Annotated in this window: 18 protein-coding genes and 1 tRNA gene; 12 read left to right on the top strand and 7 right to left on the bottom strand. The window is 60.4% G+C overall.

The genetic code is table 11. The features are described from left to right. Positions 1-4: 4 nt before the first annotated feature. On the bottom strand, positions 5-1123 hold the full coding sequence (gene ald, locus GGD53_RS00490; RefSeq protein WP_184452646.1) for an alanine dehydrogenase: 1119 nt from the start codon (positions 1121-1123) through the stop codon (positions 5-7). 156 nt (positions 1124-1279) lie between these two features. Here ald and GGD53_RS00495 point away from each other — a divergent pair, with 156 nt between their 5' ends. The 4 genes from GGD53_RS00495 (at position 1280) to GGD53_RS00510 (ending at position 5558) form a co-directional block, all read left to right on the top strand. After that, entirely contained in the window at positions 1280-1741 is a 462-nt protein-coding gene (locus tag GGD53_RS00495; protein ID WP_064802037.1) for an Lrp/AsnC family transcriptional regulator, read from the top strand. A gap of 71 nt (positions 1742-1812) precedes the next feature. Continuing rightward, positions 1813-2724 (top strand): DMT family transporter, encoded by a 912-nt coding sequence (locus GGD53_RS00500; protein WP_184452648.1) that lies wholly within the window; start codon positions 1813-1815, stop codon positions 2722-2724. Between the two features lie 155 nt (positions 2725-2879). Continuing rightward, entirely contained in the window at positions 2880-3281 is a 402-nt protein-coding gene (locus GGD53_RS00505) for a PilZ domain-containing protein (RefSeq protein ID WP_184452650.1), read from the top strand. A 288-nt stretch (positions 3282-3569) separates the two neighbouring features. Then, positions 3570-5558, top strand: a complete 1989-nt coding sequence (locus tag GGD53_RS00510; RefSeq protein WP_184452652.1) for a bifunctional 2',3'-cyclic-nucleotide 2'-phosphodiesterase/3'-nucleotidase — start codon at positions 3570-3572, stop codon at positions 5556-5558. A 39-nt stretch (positions 5559-5597) separates the two neighbouring features. Here the strand turns inward: GGD53_RS00510 and GGD53_RS00515 are convergent, their stop codons facing one another. After that, positions 5598-6566: a LysR family transcriptional regulator gene (locus tag GGD53_RS00515; RefSeq protein ID WP_184452654.1), complete on the bottom strand. Its 969-nt coding sequence runs from the start codon at positions 6564-6566 to the stop codon at positions 5598-5600. Between the two features lie 139 nt (positions 6567-6705). On the opposite strand from GGD53_RS00515, the gene GGD53_RS00520 reads away from it, so the two are divergent. After that, positions 6706-7320: an FMN-dependent NADH-azoreductase gene (locus tag GGD53_RS00520; RefSeq protein WP_184452656.1), complete on the top strand. Its 615-nt coding sequence runs from the start codon at positions 6706-6708 to the stop codon at positions 7318-7320. Between the two features lie 48 nt (positions 7321-7368). Here the strand turns inward: GGD53_RS00520 and GGD53_RS00525 are convergent, their stop codons facing one another. Next, complete coding sequence (locus GGD53_RS00525) at positions 7369-7944, bottom strand: TetR/AcrR family transcriptional regulator (RefSeq protein ID WP_184452658.1); 576 nt, start codon at positions 7942-7944, stop codon at positions 7369-7371. Positions 7945-8050: 106 nt separating this feature from the next. Between GGD53_RS00525 and GGD53_RS00530 the strand changes: the two genes are divergently transcribed. Continuing rightward, positions 8051-8827 carry an SDR family oxidoreductase gene (locus tag GGD53_RS00530; protein WP_184452660.1) on the top strand — a complete coding sequence of 259 codons (777 nt, stop codon included), beginning with the start codon at positions 8051-8053 and terminating at the stop codon, positions 8825-8827. Between the two features lie 234 nt (positions 8828-9061). On the opposite strand, the gene GGD53_RS00535 is transcribed toward GGD53_RS00530, so the two are convergent. The 3 genes from GGD53_RS00535 to ilvA form a co-directional block, all read right to left on the bottom strand. Then, positions 9062-10333, bottom strand: coding sequence for a diguanylate cyclase (locus tag GGD53_RS00535; protein ID WP_184452662.1), 1272 nt, complete (start codon positions 10331-10333; stop codon positions 9062-9064). 234 nt (positions 10334-10567) lie between these two features. Then, positions 10568-10894 (bottom strand): HlyU family transcriptional regulator, encoded by a 327-nt coding sequence (locus tag GGD53_RS00540; protein WP_184452664.1) that lies wholly within the window; start codon positions 10892-10894, stop codon positions 10568-10570. 36 nt (positions 10895-10930) lie between these two features. Continuing rightward, positions 10931-12181, bottom strand: coding sequence for a threonine ammonia-lyase (gene ilvA, locus GGD53_RS00545; RefSeq protein WP_184452666.1), 1251 nt, complete (start codon positions 12179-12181; stop codon positions 10931-10933). Between the two features lie 179 nt (positions 12182-12360). Here ilvA and GGD53_RS00550 point away from each other — a divergent pair, with 179 nt between their 5' ends. Next, positions 12361-12735, top strand: a complete 375-nt coding sequence (locus tag GGD53_RS00550; RefSeq protein ID WP_184452668.1) for a VanZ family protein — start codon at positions 12361-12363, stop codon at positions 12733-12735. Between the two features lie 391 nt (positions 12736-13126). Here the strand turns inward: GGD53_RS00550 and GGD53_RS00555 are convergent. Continuing rightward, positions 13127-13212: transfer RNA gene (locus tag GGD53_RS00555), tRNA-Leu, on the bottom strand. 251 nt (positions 13213-13463) lie between these two features. On the opposite strand from GGD53_RS00555, the gene GGD53_RS00560 reads away from it, so the two are divergent. The 5 genes from GGD53_RS00560 to GGD53_RS00580 all read left to right on the top strand — a co-directional run bounded on the left by GGD53_RS00560 (position 13464) and on the right by GGD53_RS00580 (position 21646). Further along, entirely contained in the window at positions 13464-14240 is a 777-nt protein-coding gene (locus GGD53_RS00560) for a competence/damage-inducible protein A (protein WP_184452670.1), read from the top strand. A 91-nt stretch (positions 14241-14331) separates the two neighbouring features. Further along, positions 14332-15174 (top strand): universal stress protein, encoded by an 843-nt coding sequence (locus GGD53_RS00565; RefSeq protein ID WP_184452672.1) that lies wholly within the window; start codon positions 14332-14334, stop codon positions 15172-15174. A 174-nt stretch (positions 15175-15348) separates the two neighbouring features. Then, the gene (gpt, locus tag GGD53_RS00570) at positions 15349-15843 is read left to right on the top strand and encodes a xanthine phosphoribosyltransferase (RefSeq protein WP_184452674.1); all 495 of its coding nucleotides are present in this window, start codon (positions 15349-15351) and stop codon (positions 15841-15843) included. 622 nt (positions 15844-16465) lie between these two features. Further along, a complete protein-coding gene (locus tag GGD53_RS00575) occupies positions 16466-20278 on the top strand; it encodes a vitamin B12-dependent ribonucleotide reductase (protein WP_184452676.1) in 3813 nt (1270 codons plus the stop codon). Positions 20279-20545: 267 nt separating this feature from the next. Continuing rightward, positions 20546-21646, top strand: a complete 1101-nt coding sequence (locus GGD53_RS00580; RefSeq protein ID WP_246717679.1) for a hypothetical protein — start codon at positions 20546-20548, stop codon at positions 21644-21646. The last annotated feature ends 97 nt before the right edge of the window (positions 21647-21743 follow it).

The raw sequence follows: 21743 nt of genomic DNA on the forward strand, positions 1-21743 counted from the left end.
CAGCTTACGCTACGTTCAGCACGCTTTCCGCAGCGAAGACCTCGTAACCAAGCGCCTCGGCGACCGGCTTGTTGGTGATACGGCCCTTGTGCACGTTGAGACCGTTCCGCAAATGCTTGTCCTCGGCAATGGCGCGCAGGCCGCGATCGGCAAGTGCCAGACCATGGACCAGCGTGGCGTTGTTCAGCGCATGCGCCGACGTGACCGGTACTGCGCCGGGCATATTGGCGACGCAATAATGCACCACGCCCTCGACCTCATAAGTCGGATCGGAATGCGTCGTCGCATGCGAGGTTTCGAAGCAGCCGCCCTGGTCGATGGCGACGTCGACGATGACGGCGCCTTTCTTCATGCCGGACAGCATCTCGCGGGTAACGAGCTTCGGAGCGGCAGCACCCGGGATCAACACGGCACCGATGATGAGATCGGCCGAGAAGACCTCCTCCTCGAGCGCCTGGATGCTGGAATAACGGGTGTGGACACGGCCAGCGAAGATGTCGTCGAGCTGGCGCAGGCGCGGCAGGGATTTGTCGAGGATGCTGACATCGGCGCCGAGTCCGGCGGCCATTCTGGCGGCATGCAGGCCGACGACGCCGCCGCCGATGACTGCGACCTTGGCCGGCAGCACGCCGGGCACGCCGCCAAGCAGGACACCGAGACCACCATTGGCCTTCTGCAAGGCTGTCGCTCCGGCCTGAATAGACAGGCGCCCGGCGACTTCTGACATCGGCGCCAGCAGCGGCAGGCCGCCGCGCTCGTCGGTCACCGTCTCATAGGCGATTGCGGTGACGCCGGAGGCGAGAAGACCCTTGGTCTGGTCGGGATCGGGCGCCAGATGCAGATAGGTGTAGAGCAGCTGACCATCGCGAAGCTGCGCCCATTCGGTGGGCTGCGGCTCCTTGACTTTGACGATCATGTCGCACTTTTCGAAAATATCTTTGGCGGAGGCGGCGATCTTCGCGCCAGCCGCGGCATAGGCGGCATCATCGGCACCGATGCCGGCGCCCGCCTTGGTCTCGACCCAGACCTCGTGGCCATGCGCCACATATTCGCGCACCGAAGCAGGCGTCAGGCCGACGCGATATTCATGATTCTTGATTTCCTTCGGGCAACCGACACGCATTTCGCGTTCCTCTCCTTTTGTCTCCGCGGTCGCGGATCTCCTCTGCGACCGATCCAACCACCAAGGCTGCGAAATGTCCTTGCAAAGACGGTTTGCGCAGACGCGATTTTTCGGCGATTATTGCGTCTCCACCTCCTATCTTCGAAGGTTCTTCGAATGGCCGATCTCGACACCATCGATCTTGCGATTCTGAAGGTGTTGCAGGCCGATGCCCGCATCACCAATGCCGAGCTCGCCGAGAGGATCGGGCTTTCCCCTTCGGCCTGTTCGCGCCGGCTCGACATTCTTGAAAGAAGCGGGGTCATCGACGGCTACCATGCGCGGCTTTCGCACAAGGCGCTCGACTACAAGATGATCGCCATCGTGCACATTTCACTCTCAGGCCAGTTCGCCAAGACGCTGGCGGAGTTCGAGTCGGCGGTGAAGCTCTGCCCGAACGTGCTCGTCTGCTACCTGATGTCGGGCGAATATGACTACATCCTCAGGGTCGCCGCCCGCGACCTCGAAGACTATGAGCGTATCCATCGCGACTGGCTGTCGGCCCTCCCCCATGTGGTCAAGATCAATTCGAGTTTCGCGCTCAGAGAAATCATCGACAGGCCGAATGTGGGGCTTTGAGCCCTTGCTTATTTTCCGAATGCCTGACCAGACTTTCGGGCGCGCGGGCGTCTCCCGTTTTTTGGCATGTCATGAAATCGAAGACCCACGGTTACATTTTCGCCCTGCTGGCGCTGACCATCTTTTCGCTGCAGGACGCTATCTCCAAACACCTGGCATCCGCCTATCCGCCGATCTTCGTGACGATGATCCGCTACTGGGCTTTTGGGCTTTTCACAGTCATTCTCGCTTCGAAGATGCGCGGCGGTCTCAAGGCGACGGCCCGCACCAAACGCCCCGCCTTGCAGATGGCGCGCGGTCTGCTGCTTGCGGTTCAGGTGGTTTTGGCCATCACCTGTTTTGCCGTGATCGGCCTTGCTCGTTCACAGGCGATCTTTTCCGCGACGCCGATCCTGATCGCACTGCTGGCGATGCCGATCCTCGGCGAGCGAGTCGGATGGCGGCGATGGGCGGCAATCGGCGCCGGGCTTTTTGGAGTGCTGCTGATCCTGAAACCGGAAGGCGATTTTTTCGACGTGAAGCTGCTTCTTGCCGTCGCCTCCTGCTTCAATTTCGCCTTCTACGTCATCGCCACACGCCTCGTCAGCCGCGACGATTCTTCGACGACCAGCTTCTTCTATACCGGCGTCGTCGGCGCCGCCGCGATGACGCTGATCGGGCCGTTCTACTGGAGCTGGATGTCATCAGGCGACTGGGGCTGGATGGCGCTTGTCTGCGTGACCAGCATTTCCAGCCATTATTTCCTGATCCGCGCCTACGACAGTCTCGATGCCGCCGCCGTTCAGCCGCTGACCTATCTGTCGCTTGTCTATGCCTCCATCATCGGCGTGACTATCTACGGCGAAACGCTCAGCCTCAACACGGTCATCGGCTCGGCGATCGTGGTCGCCGCCGGCATCTTCACGGTCTGGCGCGAACATGTGGTGGCGCGCAGAAGGGGCAACGCCCGCGGCGTCGCATTTGATTCAGGCGACCTGCGTTAACCGGTCCTACACCATTGGCTTTCCAGAATCGCTGCACGCATCTCGGCGACATGCAGTAACGCCAACCGGCAGTTTCATTGCAATTTTAGCCAAGCCACTAAAACCATTTCAATTTTCGGGCGGTATGCTCTTCGACTGTATCCGAGGGAGACAGTATGACCCGCAACTTGAAAATCACGGCGAGAAAGGCCGATCGGCAAAACTGCCGTGTCTTCGGCATCGTCAAATATCTGAACAGCGAAGTGGATGTCCGCATTCTCAACCTGTCGGTGACCGGCGCCGCCCTGGAGACGAAGACGCCGCTCCATGCTGCTTCCGGCAGCAAGGTGCGCATCGAAGCCGAAAATATCGGACTGCTCGAAGGCATCATCCGCTGGAAGCACAATGGCCGGATCGGCGTGCAATTCGATGTGAATTCGAATGCGCGGGCACAGGTCTCCTCCTATTTCCGCTTTTTTCATAAGGAAATACGGCCGGTGCTGGCGGTTCGTCAGCTGAGAGCCGCGACCAGCGGCGACCGCCCATCTCATTTGGCGACGTCGACGCTGAAATCGTGAGGCCGCACCGCTTTTGCGCCGAGGCACATCGCCGCCGTAAAGCGCCTGCGCTTTGTCGACCACACTGGGCGCGGTGCGTCCGAAATCTTTGACCCTTTGCAATGACGACCCTGCTCGCACCCCTCTCCGAGGGATTCGGTCGGAAGATCTCGCGATAAGTTGCGTTTTAAAACCATTTCCCCTTTGCCACGGATTGTTTCCGTCCTGTCATTTTCGCAGTGTACTCCTCGCCAAATCGTCCTAATGCTGAGGGGCCGGACGATGCATGATCTTTGAAGGAGAGCTTCCATGTCTTCCATTTTCGATGTCGGCCTGATGAGCCGTCGTTCCCTGCTTGGCGGCCTTGCCGCCACCTCCGCCCTGGTGCTGCTGCACCCATTCAGTGCGCGTGCCAGCGCCAACCAGGCGCATCTCCGGTTGATGGAAACGACGGACATTCACGTCAACGTTTTCCCCTATGACTATTATGCCGACAAGCCGAACGACACGATGGGTCTGGCGCGCACCGGGACGATCATCGACAATATCCGTGCGGAAGCCGTCAACTCGCTGCTGATCGATAATGGCGACGTGCTGCAGGGCAATCCGATGGGCGACTATATGGCCTATCAGCACGGCATGAAGGACGGCGACGTCCATCCCGTGATCAAGGCAATGAACACGCTCGGCTATACCGTCGGCACGCTCGGGAATCACGAGTTCAACTACGGTCTCGACTTCATGTTCAAGGTGCTGTCGGGCGCCAACTTTCCCTTCGTCTGCGCCAACCTGACGAAGGGCCAGCTCGCCTCGGACCCGAAGCAGGACGACCTCTTCTTCAAGCCTTACGTCATCGTGGAAAAGCAGATCAAGGACGGCGCCGGCAAGGAGAGCCCGGTCAAGATCGGCTTCATCGGCTTCGTGCCGCCGCAAATCATGCTCTGGGACATCAAGAACCTTGAGGGCAAGGCGCAGACGCGTGACATCGTCGAGGCCGCCAAGGCGTGGGTTCCGGCAATGAAGGAAGCCGGCGCCGACATCGTCATCGCCCTCTCCCATTCCGGCATCGACGGCAGCGCGCCGTCCGAAAAAATGGAAAATGCCTCGCTGCATCTGGCCGCCGTGGAGGGGATCGACGCGATCTTCACCGGCCATCAGCATCTCGTCTTCCCCGGCCCGAAGAGCTGGGACGGCGTCGCCAATGCCGACCCGGTCAAGGGCACACTGCATGGCAAGCCCGCCGTGATGGCAGGCTTCTGGGGCTCGCATCTCGGCCTCATCGACCTGCTGCTCGAAAAGGACGGCAACAGCTGGAAGATCGTCGATTTCACCTCGGAAGCCCGGCCGATCTATCATCGCGACGACAAGAAGAAAGTAGTTGCCGATTACGCCGACAAGAAAGAGGTGGTCGAGGCCGCCAAATCGGAGCATGAGGCGACGCTCGCCTATGTCCGCACGCCCGTCGGCAAGACCTCCGCGCCGCTCTATTCCTATTTCGCGCTGGTTGCCGACGATCCTTCCGTGCAGGTCGTCAGCCAGGCCCAGACCTGGTACATCAAGCAGATGCTCGCCGACACGCAATTCAAGGATCTGCCGGTGCTTTCGGCCGCGGCTCCCTTCAAGGCCGGCGGTCGCGGCGGCGCGGATTATTATACCGACGTTCCGGCCGGCGATATCGCCATCAAGAACGTCGCCGACCTCTACCTCTATCCGAACACGGTGCAGGCTGTCGCCATCACCGGCGCGCAAGTGAAGAACTGGCTCGAAATGTCGGCCGGCATGTTCAATCACATCGAAGCCGGCTCGAAGGATACGCCGCTGCTCAACACCGACTTCCCATCCTATAATTTCGACGTCATCGACGGCGTGACCTATCAGATCGACCTATCGCAGCCGCCGAAATATGATTCATCCGGCAAGACGATCAATCCGGACTCCAACCGCATCCAGAACCTCGCCTTCGATGGCAAGCCGATCGATCCGGCTCAGAAGTTCGTCGTCGTTACCAACAATTACCGCGCCGGCGGCGGCGGCAGTTTCCCGGAGGTTGCAGCGGACAAGGTGATCTTCCAGGCGCCTGATACCAATCGCGACGTCATCGTCCGCTACGTCCACGACCAGGGCACGATCAATCCGTCGGCTGATGCGAACTGGACCTTCAAGCCGCTGCCGGGCACGACCGTTACCTTCGAAAGTGGTCCCAAGGCAAAGCAGTTCCTCGCGGCGGTCAAGAGCGTCAAGATCGAGGATGCCGGCGACGGTGCCGACGGCTTCTCGAAGTTCCGGCTGGTCCTTTAAGCGAAGGGATACCAATGAAGGCGCGGTTCCGCGCCTTCATCATTCGGCGGCAAGCGGCGGAGCGGTGTCACGCAGTTCCGCCATTTCGGCATGGAAATCGGCCTGGTTCGGGCAGTGGGATAGCCGCGTGCGGAACGCATCGATCATCCAGCTGGCGGCTGGCCCGGGCGGGTTGGCGAGCTGGCGCATCGAATAGATGGCGTACTCGCCCTGTTCATAGGCATCGAGATCGAGATGGACGAGTGCGCCGCTGCGCAAATCATCATGCATTATCGAAGCCGGAAGACCGCCCCAGCCAAGACCGGCCTTGATAAGCTGGTGTTTCGTCGCGATATCGCTGACCCGCCACGTCTTGTACGACAAGACATTGAAGTCCCGTCCCTTGGTGCGGCCCGAGGCGTCGGTGACGACGAGCTGCACTTCCTCGCGCACATCGCCGAGTGTCAACGGCCGGCTGATTTGGGCAAGCGGGTGGTTGGGCGCGGCAACGGGCAACATGAAGGAATGGCCAATCCGCTCGGTGATGATCGAATCATCCTGCTTCAGCACAGCGCCGCCGATGCCGATCGTTGCCTTGCCGCTCAATACGAGATCCATGACCATTCCGAGCTCGCCGACATTGAGGTTCAATGAAACGGTCGGAAACGTCTCGCGGAATTCGTGCAGCACGTCCACCACGGCCCGCGAGGGCACCATGACGCTGATGGCCACGGAAACCTCGGCTTCAAGCCCTTCCCTCAGGCTTTTGACGCGCGCCCGCATGACCTGCAGATCACCCAGAATACGGCGCGCATCCTCGAGCATCGCCTTGCCCGCCTCGGTCAGCTTCGGCTGGCGCGCGCCGGAACGCTCGAAAAGCGCCACTTCCAGCTGCGCCTCCAGGTTGGCGATCGTATAGCTGATAACCGATTGCGCCCGGTTCAATGCCCGCGACGCGGCCGAGAAGCTGCCGGTTTCGGCAACGGTCAGAAACACCTGCAATTGATCCAGGGTGGGGTTCGGAAGCATCTTCCATCCATTCCATCGATAGTTTCGATCGACATTATCTCCGTTTTTTCGATAGCAAGCCAGACTTATTTTCCTGTTCGACACCGCGGCTCACCTCCCAGCAACGAGCCGTTCCGTTCAATTCGAAAGGAAATGATCCATGTCGTCCATTCTTCTTCTGACGTCCAGCCCGCGTGCCGAATCGCTCTCGACGCCGATCGCCGCCGATCTCGCCGAAAAGCTGAAAAACCAGAAGCCGGACAGCGTCATCGTTCGCCGCGACCTTGCCGCCACCCCGCTGCCGCATATCGACGACCTCTTCACGGGCGCGATCCGCAAGCCGGCGGAAGCCCGCACCGCCGAAGAGATCGCCGCCATCAAGACCTCCGACGAACTGGTCGCCGAACTGTTTGCCGCCGACACGATCGTCATCAGCACCGGCCTGATCAACTTCAACATCTATTCGTCGCTGAAGACGTGGATCGACAATGTCGCCCGCGCCGGCGTGACCTTCAAGTACACGGAAAGCGGCCCGGTCGGCCTCGTGACCGGCAAGAAGGTTTATGTGGTGCTTGCTTCGGGCGGCGTCTACTCGCAGGGACCGGCGGCACCTTTGAACCATGCCGTGCCTTACCTGAAATCGGTTCTCGGCTTCCTCGGCATCACCGACATCGAAACCATCTATGTCGAAGGCCTGGCTTTCGGCCCGGAAGCCGCTGAAAAGGCCATCGGCGCCGCCAAGTCGCGCGTCGAGGAAATCGCACTCGCAGCCTGATCGGCTTCAGAGCCCTCCATTGAACGGCCGGCACCTGCCGGCCGTTCGTCATTTGCCGATATCGGCGACAAAATCCCGGATCGTCTCCAGGATTTCGCCCGAAAGCCCCTCATCCGAGGAAACCCTGGCAAGGCCGACGCCGCCTGCCATCATGGCGAAAGCCATGATGGCCTTTCGCCGTCTTTCCCCTTCATTCGCTCCCGTGGCCTTGCTGGCCAAAGCCTCGAAATTGCGTTCGAGCCGCTCCGTCGCAATGCGCCGCGCCTTCTCGCCGCTGCGCGCGATATCGGAGGTCAGCGCGGCAAAAGGGCAGCCTTCCCCCGGATTGTCGCGGTGATAGGCGCTGACATAGCGATCGGCGACGTCGGCAGCCGTCATCTTCGCCGGGTCAACCCCCTCTGCTTCGAGCCTGTGTCCCCATGAATCGAAGGCGGACTTGATCGCTTCGGCGACGAGATCGTCACGCGAGGCGAAGTGCTTGTAGAAGCCGCCGACGGTCAGGCCGGCTTCCTTCATCAGGTCGGCGACGCCGATGCCATCAAGCCCCTCTTCGCGCAGCCGCTTTGACGCGGTCTCGACGATCTTCTCGTGCGTCTTCTGTTTTTCCAGCTGCGAACGCCCCATCGGAACCTCCTCGAATTGTCTCTTGACTCCCGTGGATTACAATCATAATCCTTATAGATAACGATCATAATCCAGATCGTTGCCATTTCCAAGAGGAGCATGAATCATGCGTCTAAGAAACAAGGTCGCCCTGATCACCGGCGGAAACAGCGGTATCGGTCTTGCGACCGCCCGAGTCTTCATCGACGAGGGTGCCAAGGTGGTGATCACCGGCCGCAACCCGGAAACGCTTGCCGCCGCCGAAAAGGCGCTTGGGAGCGGTGTGCTGGCGCTGAAGGTCGATGTCACCGATGCCGCCGCCACCGAGAAGGCTTTTGCGGAAGCTGCCGCGAAGGTCGGCAAGTTCGACATCGTCTTCGCCAATGCCGGCATCGGCGGCGCGACGCCACTCGGTGACACGTCGCCGGAGCAGTTCAATCGGATCATCAGCACCAATCTGACGGCAGTGTTCTTCACCGTGCAATCGGCCCTGCCGCATCTCAGCGACGGCAGCTCGGTCATTCTCAACGGTTCGGTGCATGCCGTGCTCGGCGCTCCCGGCTGGTCGGCCTATGCGGCGACCAAGGCGGCGGTGCGTGCCATGACGCGCAATATGGCGTCGGAACTTGCGCCGCGCGGCATCCGCGTCAACCAGGTGACGCCAGGCGGCACGAAGACGCCGATCTGGTCGCCGATGGCGCCAACGGAAGATGCGATGTCGGCGCTCGAAGCTCGCATGGGCGGCCTGAGCCCGCTCGGTCGCATGAGCGAAGCCGAGGAAATCGCCAAGGCAGTGCTCTACCTCGCCTCGGATGATTCCGCCAACGTCACCGGCATCGAAATCACCGTCGACGGCGGTATGACGGGCGCGCCATCCGGCGCCAAGATCTTCCGCGCTCCCTGATTAAAGCGGGGCTGGCAAGTCAAATCTGCCCAGCCCCGTTCCCTGCGCAGCCAGTCTTGCTACGGCTACTTTGTCTCAGCTCTTACGCATAGCGCGATGAGTAATACGAAACAGGACGATTGCCGCATTGAGAATGGCTAAGCAGGAGCAGGACCTGCAGCATGGCCTGGATCCCGGAGGAAACGATCAGGTTGCCGGCAGCTTCGCGCTGCGGTGATCGACGCGATCAGCCGCCTAACTCGGTTGCATCATGCCGGAGCGGCCGACGACGCAGTTGCGGCCGCTTTTCTTTGCCGCGTAGAGCCTGCCGTCGGCGGCGGTGAGCACCGTCGTAAAGCTGATACCGTCCTCGTCAGCTGTGGCAACGCCGATGCTGACCGTCACCGGCTTGTTGTCCGGTGTTTTGACGCTGGTCTCAATCGTCCAGCGCAGCCGGTCGGCAAGCAGCAGCCCTTCCTCGTGGCTTGTGCCGGGGCAGACGGCGACGAATTCCTCGCCGCCGAAGCGGAAGATGCGGTCGCTGGATCGCAGCGTCGAGCCGAGCCGGGCGGCGATCGCCTTCAGCACCTCGTCGCCTTGAAGATGGCCATGACCATCGTTGACATCCTTGAAGTGATCGGCGTCGATAATAAGGACGGTGGCAAACAGCCCCTGCCTCAAGGCCTCGCGCAGCATCAGCGGCGCTTCGAGTTCCATACGCGTGCGGTCATAGACGCCGGTGAGCATATCGCGGCCGGTGCGCTCCAGAAGGTCGTTATAGCGCTCGCGAAAGGTGAGATCACCGAAGACGTCGCTGATGGAGCGCGCGGCGGCGTCGGCGCCAAGGCGGCGGATCCGATATTCATAGACGGCAAACATCGCCCCATAGAGGCAGACGGAGAGCATCTTCGCCTTCCAGCCACCCCAGAATACGGCGACCGGAACATCGAGGAAATAGTGCAGTGCGGCAAAGAAGCCGACCTGGTCGAAAGTCAGCAGCACAAAGCCGGAGATCACGAAACGCAGGACGACACGCCTGCGGAAGAAATCGCCGAGTTTTTCATAGAGCAGAATGATGCCGAGCGAATCGACATAGAGCAGCGCCGTGCCCCAGATCATCAGCCAGCCCATCTCCTTCAGGAAATCGACGTCGGGCGTGTGGCTCGACGACAGCTGCAGCGGCTGGTGCAACTGCAGCACCCAGGCGATGCCGACGGTCAGTAGATTGCCGAGAAACAAACCGTAGATCGGCTGGCGCACCGTCGCGGCATCCTCCCACAGATACAGCATCAGGATCATCATCAGCTTGCCGGAGAAGAAGACCGATGAGCCCGGGGACACATCGCCGAACGGCAGCGAGACGTAAAAGACCGCCGCCAGGTACGTCTCCATGAAATGCATGACGCCGAGCGCCGTTAAGAAAACCCCGAGGCCGAGCCGATGGCGGAAATGCAGAAGCGTCACCATCAGCACGAAATAGGCGATGGCTTCGACAACGAAGAGCGCGAGGTTGAGTGCCTCCATCACGGCACCGAGACGTCCGGGAGGCGTCTTCGCGGCCGGGCGGGCACTGCGATCACGACAGCGGATCCTTTGATCGATCGTCTGAAAAATTGAAGCACAAGAGCGGCCCCGCAAATCCTGCAAACGATAGCTTTCGCCGCAATCCTTTAAGATTGCGTGTGCAAGATCATCTGAGCGGAATCAGAACCGAGGACATACGATTGAAAAGCAATCGCCGAACGGGACTGGATTCCGACTTCAAACCTGGCGGATCTTCTCGCCATCACTGAAGAGTGACGACCCATGCTGATCGATAATCTGCTGCGCCTTGCGCACCGTGCATTCGATCGCGTCGTCGGAGGAGGAAAACATATCGGCGCGGATGAAATTGCGCACCAGCACCTCGTCGGCGACCTTCTTTTCGATGCGGCCGGCCAGACGATACTGGCTACCTTCCTTGCGCGGCTCCGCATAGATCGTGCAATCGCCGTAAAGCTGCGGCTCGCTGGACGGGCCAGCCGCCTGCGAGGCTGGTTTGGCCCCGCCGGAGAACATCGAAAAAAGATTTGAAATGAATGAAGCCATGACGCGTCCTAGCACGGCGGCCTTGCGATCGCCAAGTCAAATGATCAGGTTGGCAAGGATCTCGTTTTCGGTGATGTCCTCGTAACCCATGCCGGAAGCTTCGAAATTTGCAATCAGTCGGGCGAAATTCTCCGGCGCCTTGGTTTCGATGCCGATCAGGATGGAGCCGAAGTTGCGCGCCGATTTTTTCAGATATTCGAAGCGGGCGATATCGTCGTCGGGGCCGAGCAGATTGAGGAAATCCCTGAGCGCCCCGGGGCGCTGGGCGAGCCGCAGGATGAAGTATTTCTTCAGCCCTGCGTAACGCATGGCTCTTTCCTTTACGTCAGGCAGGCGCTCGAAATCGAAATTGCCGCCGGAGACGACGGCGACGATGGTCTTGCCGCGGATTGCCTGGCGATCCATCGCGGCGACCGCCGTCAGCGACAAGGCGCCGGCTGGCTCCAGCACCACGCCCTCGACGTTCAGCATCTCCTGGATGGTGACGCAGATGGCGTTTTCCGGCATTAGTTGCACTTGGCTTGCCGGAAAATCGCGAAGGGCGGCGAAATTCAGGTCACCGATGCGGGCGACCGCTGCGCCGTCGACGAAGTTGTCGACCTTGGCAAGCGTCGTCACTTTGCCGGCCTCGATGCTGCGCCTGAGGCTCGGCGCGCCGGACGGTTCGGCGAAGACGAACGCCGATTTCGGCACGATGCCGTTGAGATAACCGGTGATGCCGGCGGCCAGTCCGCCGCCGCCGACCGGCAGAACCACCATATCGGGCACCGTTCCCTCGGGCAGTTGCTGCATGATCTCGGCAGCGACCGTCGCCTGCCCCTCGATGATATCGGCATGATCGAAGGGCGGCACCATGACGCCGCCGACCGCCTCGACATGCTCGCGCGCCGCCTGATAGCACTGATCGAAAAAGTCGCCGAACAGCCGGATGGTGATGAATTCAGCGCCGAACATGCGGGTCTTGTCGATTTTCTGCTGCGGCGTCGTCACCGGCATGAAGACGACGCCCGGCACGCCGAAATGACGGCAGACATAGGCAAAGCCCTGGGCGTGATTGCCGGCCGAGGCGCAGACGAAGGTCTTGCCAGCCGCCCCCTGCCCGATCGCCTTGCGGAAAAAATTGAAGGCGCCGCGGATCTTGTAGGAGCGCACCGGCGACAGATCCTCGCGCTTCAGCCAGATATCGGCGCCGTAGCGGGCCGAGAGATGGTCATTGAGCTGCAGCGGCGTTGCCGGAAAGAGGCTGCGCATTGCCTCTTCGGCGCTTTCGACTTCAAGTCTCGTCACGGGCGTGGTCCATTCTCATGATTGGTCACCGCCGCTATGGCACAGGCCGGCGGCCAAAGGAAAGGGTTCACTGACCGGCCGGCTAAGCCCATAGGGCCTTTCTTAAGCCAATCGCAAAATCGACGGCAGATGAACTGATTTTAACTGTCAATGGAAAGCCCTGCCACTTATATGGAGCGATGATGATCTTCAAATTCGCAAGACCGGTAGCCTGGCTGCTGCTCGCCCTTATCCTGTTTGTCACGGTTTCGCCGATCGGGCTGAGACCGGATACTGTCACGACGGTCGACACGGACCGCGGCGCCGCCTATGTTCTTCTCGGCCTCGCCTTTGCCCTCGCCTATCCGAAACAGTGGAAACTGGTGGCCGTGCTGCTGATCATTGGGGCAGTCGCCATCGAATATCTGCAGTATTTCTCGCCGACCCGCCATCCGCGCCTGCATGACGCGGGCATCAAGGCCATGGGCGCCGCCGTCGGCCTCGTCGCCGGCTGGGTGATCAACAGATGGCGCGAGAGCAAAGCTCCAGACAGCCTGCCTTTCGCAGAACGCTGATTATTGCCGATCAGAAACCCGGCAAATCCAGTGCCCAGAAAAACAGCGGTATCGCAGCCACAACAGTTGCAAGAACAAGTGCGACGCTCGTCTTGAATATCCGGACGCGCCGAACCCTGGTCCCGCTCCAATCGTAAACCATCGTCTTACTCCCAGAAGACAACACTTACTCGCCGCGGCGCAATCCTTGCACCGAAAATGTCATTGTCAAGCAATAACGCGCTTTTGCGCGCAATATACAGGCATATTCAAACACGATTATGAAGATTGTTGCGGCTAACCGGAGCATTATCGAACCAGTCCGCCTTCGTTCCCAACAGAACTACGGCGCGACAGCCTTCGCTTGGCTGCTCTCTTCGGCTCGCCGAGCCGAAGCTCACAGAGCGTAGGCTGGTGCGGGCGACGGGGATCGAACCCGTATAGCCTAAGGCCGAGGGATTTTAAGTCCCTTGCGTCTACCAGTTTCGCCACGCCCGCTTGCGGCGTTTTCAATATCTCGCGTCATTGACTATGGGAAGAGCCGTGGGGCGTAAAAATAATATCGGCTCTGACGGCAGCGCCACGGAATGGATGAGCAGGCATTTCAGCGCGAAAGTGACGCATCGGCCGGTGCCAAAGAGCATGATATCCTCCGAAAACCGCTCACATTTTTCGGCATTACGCGCGCGTGTTTGCAAAGCGGCCCAAGGGCGCTACCTATTGACCAGCCTCACATCACGGAACATCCCATGAGCCATGACACCGTCGTCACCGCCGCCATGCTTGCCATCGGCGACGAACTCCTTTCCGGCCGCACCAAGGACAAGAATATCGGCCACCTCGCCGATCTGCTCACCCTGTCAGGCATCGATCTCAAGGAAGTGCGAATCGTTGCCGATGACGAGGAGGCGATCGTCGAGGCGCTGAATGCGCTTCGCGCCCGATATGATTACGTCTTCACCTCGGGCGGCATCGGGCCGACGCATGACGACATCACCGCCGATGCGATCGCCAAGGCGTTCGGTCTGCCCTGCGAATATGACGAAGCGGCAATGACCCTGCTTGCCGATATGTACCGTCGCCGCGAGATGGAATTCACCGAGGCGCGCCAGCGCATGGCGCGCATGCCACGGGGTGCCGTCCATATCCCCAATCCGGTGTCGACGGCGCCGGGCTTCATCATCGGCAATGTCTATGTCATGGCCGGCGTACCGCAGGTCTTTCAGGCGATGGTCGATAATGTGCTGCCGACGCTTCGGACCGGCACGCCGGTGCTCTCGCTCGCCATCGCCTGCCCTTATGGCGAAGGTGATATCGGGACCCCGCTTGCCGCGATCCAGAAAGCGCATCCGGATACCAGCATCGGTTCCTATCCGCGTTATATCGGCCAGAAATTCTCGACCGAGATCGTCGTGCGCGGTCGCTCGCAACCGGCAATCGATGCAGCCGGCGCCGAGGTGCACGCGATGATCGACGCCATCCGCCGGAACAAGGAGATCGCAGAAAACCATTCCGCCGAGGCATGAGGGGCCGGACTTGATTCCCGTCAAGGAACGGGAGAACCGTCCGGTGCATTCCGTCCCTCGCGCACGTCATTTCAGCGCAAGGAGAATTGATATGTCTTACAAAACCATTCTCGCCATTCTCGATACGGCAGACAATAGCGCCGCCGTTGCCGATTTTGCCTTTGCCATTGCCGCAGAAAGCGGTGCTCACGTGATCGGCCTGCATGCCGAAATCATATCGGCCGTGCCGCTGGTGGCGCCGATGGAAATTCCCGATCCCGTCGCGGTGCAGGCGCTGCAGGATATGGCGCATGGTGAAACGGTCGCCGTCGAGCGCATCTTTCAGGCGAAAGCGCAGGCCGCCGGCGCCTCCTCGGAATGGCGCAGCTTTGCCACCTCCACCGGCTACGGTTCCGCACCGCTGATCGAAAGCGCCCGCAGCGCCGATCTTCTGATCGCATCGCAGGCCGACCCGGCCAACCCCTCCGACAGCCATGTCGACGTCGACGGCTTCCTCTTCGAAGCCGGCCGGCCGGTCCTGATGATCCCTTACGTCATCCGCCAGCCGAAGCCGATCAAGCGTGTGCTGATCGCCTGGAACGGCTCGAAGGAGGCGGCGCGCGCAACCTTCGATGCGCTGCCCTTCCTGAAAGCGGCCGAAGAGGTGGAGATTTTTTCGGTCGATCCGGCCGATACCGCTCTGCAGTCGCCGCTCACATCAGGCGCCGAAATCGCCGCCGCACTTGCACGCCATGGCGTGAAGACGACGCTTGCGACGGGCCACAGCGTCGACAGGAATACCTCGCATGTCATCGAAAACCGGCTGTCGGACAGCAGCATCGATCTTCTCGTCATGGGCGCCTATACCCATTCCCGGCTTTGGCAGGCGATCTTCGGCGGCACGACGAAGAGCCTACTGCAATCGATGACGGCGCTGACCCTGTTGTCGCGATAGCGGCTGCTCTTGCGTTTTACCGGCAAATCCCGCTAATTGCTGCGACCGATGAAGGCTTCCAGCCCCGGCGACCTGTCGCGCAGTTCCGGCTGCGCGATTTGCATTTTGCCGCTCCAAGCCGTTCGGTCGCCGGTGAACGGCGTTTCATCTCTATTCATGCCGCGGAGCAGCCAGATGTCCCTTCCCGATAAAGCCTTTCCCGTTTCCTGGGATCAGTTCCACCGCGATGCGCGCGCCCTTGCCTGGCGGCTTGCCGGCCTCGATCAGGCCTTCAAGGCGATCGTCTGCATCACCCGCGGCGGCCTGGTGCCGGCCGCAATCATCTCGCGCGAGCTGAATATCCGGCTGATTGAGACTGTCTGCATCGCCTCCTATCATGACTATGTGAACCAGGGCGACATGGTGCTGCTCAAGGGAATCGCGCCCGAGCTTGCCGAAAACGGCGGCGAAGGCGTGCTCGTCGTCGACGATCTGACGGATACCGGGAAGACCGCCGCACAGGTGCGCGCCATGCTGCCGAAGGCGCATTTCGCCTGTGTCTATGCCAAGCCGAAGGGTGTGCCGACTGTTGATACTTTCATCACCGAGGTCAGCCAGGACACCTGGATCTACTTCCCCTGGGATATGGGCTTCACCTACCAGGAACCGATTGCCAAAGGCGCGCGCTGATCGCCGCAAATACGGAGTGCGCCGCCATCGGCGCACTTTGACAGCGCTCGCTTCATCAGCGAATCGGCATGCGCATTTGCGCCGGAAATGCCATCACAAGATTTGCCGCAGGACACTTTTTTGCCGCTGCGGCATTTTCCTTAACCGGCAACGCCCGCAAGTCATTGTATTTTCAGCACTCCCCGGCTTTCCCCAATCTCCACAGGCGCATCCACAAGATGTTGTGGTTACCATTCAATTAAAAACCAGCCCTTGACGGAATCAGCGGTTTCAAACTTTACTGTTCCTGATGTTGCGGCGGCGACAGGACCGGAGGTAACGAGCCCGGTTCCCTTTGAAAAACAAGACGCAGAATCAGGCTGTTGCGCCGGAACCGGCCCAGGCCAGAGTGGATTTCTGCGCGGTTTTCTGCCTCCAAAAGTAGTGACATCGGGACTGGCGATAATAAGCTGTTAATACTATATTTAGCGTTTGCAGCCACCATCACCACAAGATACAGGAAAGACATCTCCGGATGACACCCCTGTCACGACACGGAAACGAGACTGGCTGCACGACGACAATGTGCCGCCGGATAGGAAATTTGCGCCCTGGGGACAGGCGCCAACGCGAGGTCAAGACTATGCGCATCGAACGTCGTTTCACGAAGGCCGGCCAAGGCGCCTATGCGGATATCGAATTCCGCAAGGCGACGAGCGAGATCAAGAACCCGGATGGGTCGATCGTCTTCCGCCTCGAGAATATCGACGTTCCCGCCCAGTTCTCCCAGGTCGCGACCGACGTTCTGGCGCAGAAGTATTTCCGCAAGGCCGGCGTTCCCACCCGTCTGAAGAAGGTCGAGGAAAACGACGTTCCCTCCTTCCTGTGGCGCTCCGTTCCCGACGATGCCGCGCTGAAGACCCTGCCCAAGGAGGAGCAGACCGGCTCTGAAATCGATGCGCGCCAGGTCTTCGATCGTCTCGCCGGCACCTGGACCTATTGGGGCTGGAAGGGCGGCTATTTCTCTTCGGAAGAAGATGCTGCCGCCTTCAAGGACGAGCTTGCCTATATGCTCGCCACCCAGCGCGTCGCTCCGAACTCGCCGCAGTGGTTCAACACGGGTCTGCACTGGGCCTATGGCATCGACGGGCCGGGCCAGGGCCATTTCTACGTCGACCCCTTCACCGGCAAGCTGACCAAGTCCAAGTCGGCCTACGAACATCCGCAGCCGCATGCCTGCTTCATCCAGTCCGTCGAAGACGATCTCGTCAACGAAGGCGGCATCATGGACCTCTGGGTGCGTGAAGCGCGTCTGTTCAAATACGGCTCCGGCACCGGCTCCAACTTCTCCATGCTGCGCGGCGAAGGCGAAAAGCTCTCCGGCGGCGGCCGCTCCTCTGGCCTGATGAGCTTCCTGAAGATCGGCGACCGCGCCGCCGGCGCCATCAAATCGGGCGGCACGACGCGCCGCGCCGCCAAGATGGTGGTCGTCGACATCGACCATCCTGATATCGAGGAATACATCAACTGGAAGGTCAAGGAAGAGCAGAAGGTTGCCGCTCTCGTCACCGGCTCCAAAATCGTCGCCAAGCACCTGAAGGCGATCATGAAGGCCTGCTTCAATTGCGAAGGCGATAACGGCGATTGCTTTGACCCGGCCAAGAACCCTGCCCTGAAGCGCGAGATCCGCGCCGCCAAGAAGGATCAGGTTCCGGAAAACTACGTCCAGCGCGTCATCCAGTTCGCCCGCCAGGGCTACAAGGATCTCGAATTCAAGACCTACGACACGGACTGGGATTCGGAAGCCTACCTCACTGTATCGGGCCAGAACTCCAACAACTCCGTCTCGATCAAGGACGACTTCCTGCGCGCCGTCGAGAACGACGGCGAATGGAACCTGACCGCCCGCAAGGACGGCAAGGTCATGAAGACGCTGAAGGCGCGCGACCTATGGGAAACGATTTCCTATGCCGCCTGGGCTTCGGCCGATCCGGGCATTCATTTCAACACGACGATGAACGACTGGCACACCTCGCCGGCCGGCGGCCCGATCCGCGGCTCGAACCCGTGCTCGGAATACATGTTCCTCGACGACACGGCCTGCAACCTCGCTTCGCTGAACCTCTTGCAGTTCAAGGACAAGGCCACCAAGCGCATCAATATCGGCGACTACGAACACGCCGTTCGCCTGTGGACCGTCGTGCTCGAAATCTCGGTGATGATGGCGCAGTTCCCGTCGAAGCGCATTGCCGAACTCTCCTACGAATACCGTACGCTCGGCCTCGGCTACGCCAATATCGGCGGCCTGCTGATGTCGTCGGGCATTCCCTACGACTCCACCGAGGCCCGCGCCATCGCCGGTTCGCTGACGGCGATCATGACCGGCATCTGCTATGCGACCTCGGCCGAGATCGCCGGCGAACTCGGCCCGTTCCCGAATTTCGCGCCGAACCGCGAGAGCATGCTCAGGGTCATCCGCAACCATCGCCGCGCCGCTTACGGTGAAACCTCCGGCTATGAGGCCCTGTCGATCGATCCGGTCGCGCTGATCCATTCGGAAAACCCGGACCAGGATCTTGTCGCCCATGCCAAATCGGCCTGGGACAAGGCGCTCGAGCTCGGAGAGAAGCACGGCTACCGCAATGCCCAGGTTTCGGTCATCGCGCCTACAGGCACGATCGGCCTCGTCATGGATTGCGACACGACCGGCATCGAGCCCGACTTCGCCCTCGTCAAGTTCAAGAAGCTCGCCGGCGGCGGCTACTTCAAGATCATCAACCGCGCCGTGCCGGAAGCACTGCGCACGCTCGGCTATTCGGAAAGCCAGATCGCCGAGATCGAGGCCTATGCCGTCGGCCACGGCAACCTGAACCAGGCGCCGGCGATCAACCCGTCGACGCTGAAGGCCAAGGGCCTGACCGACGAGAAGGTGGAAGCCGTCAACGCTGCGCTGAAGAGCGCCTTCGACATTAAGTTCGTCTTCAACCAGTGGACGCTGGGCGCCGACTTCCTGAAGGACACGCTGAAGGTTTCCGACGAGCAGCTCGCCGACATGAGCTTCAACCTGCTCGACCATATGGGCTTCTCGAAGAAGGACATCGAAGCCGCCAACATCCATGTCTGCGGTGCGATGACGCTGGAAGGCGCGCCCTTCCTCAAGGCCGAGCATCTGCCGGTCTTCGATTGCGCCAATCCCTGCGGCAAGATCGGCAAGCGCTACCTCTCCGTGGAAAGCCACATCCGCATGATGGCGGCTGCCCAGCCCTTCATCTCGGGGGCGATTTCCAAGACGATCAACATGCCGAACGAGGCGACCGTCGAGGATTGCAAGAACGCCTACCTGCTCTCCTGGAAGCTGGGCCTCAAAGCCAACGCCCTCTATCGCGACGGCTCCAAGCTGTCGCAGCCGCTCAACGCCTCGCTGATCGAGGACGAAGACGACGAGGACGCGCTGGAGGAATTGCTGCAGGCGCCCGTCGCCGCCCAGGCCGTCACCGTCACCGAGAAGATCATCGAGCGGGTGATCGAACGGGTTTCGCGTGAACGCGAGAAGCTGCCGAACCGCCGCCAGGGCTACACCCAGAAGGCCGCCGTCGGCGGACACAAGGTCTATCTCAGAACCGGCGAATTCGGCGACGGCCGCCTCGGCGAGATCTTCATCGACATGCACAAGGAAGGGGCTGCCTTCCGTGCGATGATGAACAACTTCGCCATCGCCATCTCGCTCGGCCTGCAATATGGCGTGCCGCTCGAAGAATATGTCGAGGCCTTCACCTTCACCAAGTTCGAGCCGGCCGGCATGGTCATCGGCAATGACGCGATCAAGAACGCCACGTCGATCCTCGACTACGTTTTCCGCGAACTTGCCGTCTCCTATCTCGGCCGCCACGACCTCGCGCATGTCGACACGTCCGACTTCTCGAACACGGCGCTCGGCAAGGGCATCCAGGAAGGCAAGACCAACCTGCTCTCCACCGGCTGGACCCGCGGCTATAAGCCGACCCTGGTCTCCGGCACCGGCGGCGAACGCCAGGCGGGTGAACCCAAGGGTGCCGCCACCGCAGCCCCTGCCCGCGCCGCTTCCACCGGCACGGTAACTGCCTTTGCAGGTGCCGCGGCCCGCAAGCTGGAACCGACGGTTGCCATCTCCACCTCTGAAATCGTGGCCTTCAAGCGCGATTACGAGGAGCGCGCCAAGGAATTGGCGGAAGAGATTGCCGACGAGGTGCTCGAGGAAATCGCCAGCGACGCAACCGCCCTCTTCTCCGACAAGGCGGAAGCAGACGCGGCGACGGCCAAGACGGAAGCCAAGAAGGTGGAAGCCGAGCGCCGCCAGCGCTCGATCATGCAGGGGTACACCGGCAATATGTGCTCGGAGTGCCAGAACTTCACGATGGTGCGGAATGGTACCTGCGAGAAGTGCGACACGTGCGGGGCTACGAGCGGGTGCAGCTGAGCGGGCTTGCGGTTCTTCAGTTGTAGGCTGACACGGACTTTGTCATTTTGACGTGAAACAGGTCGCAAATGTTTCACAGCAAGAGGTCCAGGCGCTTCGGCGCCTGGACGAAAGGCCTACAATGTGGTGCGAGGCAGATTGCAACGGCACCTGCAAGAAATGCGACACCTACGGGCCAAAAAGTCACATTGGTGCACTTTAAATCTGGAGGTGTTTGTGGCGCGCCATTGGATTCGACATCGCGCCACATTAGGACACAGTAATATCATGAATTTCCAGGCGCTTCGGCGCCTGGAAATGGCAAGCAGAACAAAACAGGATCAACCGAGTCACCTTTTAGAAGGCACATGGATGGAAGCGGATACTGCATCTCCTGAAGAAGAGAGTTCCTCCGACTGGCGGTCCAACCCATCGACCTGCCCAGACTTCGTCGTCAGCTTCAGGGGCTATGAGCAGGACGCCGCCGAGAGATTGGGTGCAGAGATCGGGGGCGCTCTGCGGTCACTTGGCCGCATTATCGATATCGCGGGTCTCGATGGCGTGACCGTCGCCTATGATTACGACGATGCTCTGGCTCAACTCGACCGTGGCTACGAAACGAGTTTCGTGCTCGAAAGAACGAATGACGTCGCAATCGGCATAGCTATGACACCCTCAGTCCTGCGCAATGATGTCCTTAAAAGCCACATCGTGATTTCCGGCGACATCGCAGACGGGCTCCTTGACGCTGACGACGACCGCCAACGGGGAATTGTTCACACTCTCGCGCACGAGTCCGCCCATGTTGAAACGACGGCTGCGTGGGATCGATGCTTTCCCGGCGAATTGTTGAGGACTTCTTATCGAAGCAATCTGGATGCCTGGCGATCGCAGGTTATGTCTGCTTGTTGGGATGAATATTCCGCCTGCCGAATCTGCGGCGATATCGGCTACGATCCCGTGCCCGGCTATGCCCAGACATTCCTCAAAGTTCTGTCCGAGATCGACGGCAACGTAGACAACCTCGTGGCCGGGTTCGAAGGCGGCAACGCGGACACGCTCGTCGGTCCGGTTTTCGGAGCCTTTGGCAACCTGATGAAGTTCGCCTGCTATCTCCAAGGCGCACTTGCGGGTGCGGGGAGAAGTCGCGACGACGTTCCGGAGGTGACAACTGCGTTGGCCAGTTCCTGGTTCGACCGATACTTTGATCGCCTCGCAATCGCCTGCGCTGAAATCTTCGAAGAATTCGGCCGATGGACGGACAAGAGCAAGTTCGACGTCATCAGCGATATGGTTGAGGAGATCGTCGAGGAAAGGGTGGCCCGGATTTGGAGCCACGAGGACGGAACCTACTCAATCTTCATCCATCGCGGCCTCGCACGGGCATGAAGATTTTAGATAAGCGCCGCGAACATCATCCTTTTGAACGCGACAAACCTTGAACAAAGACAACCCGTCGCCTAGGTCCAGACGCATGGTTGGGTTC

This window comes from Rhizobium aethiopicum (assembly GCF_014197535.1).
GTDB classification, from domain to species: domain Bacteria; phylum Pseudomonadota; class Alphaproteobacteria; order Rhizobiales; family Rhizobiaceae; genus Rhizobium; species Rhizobium aethiopicum_A.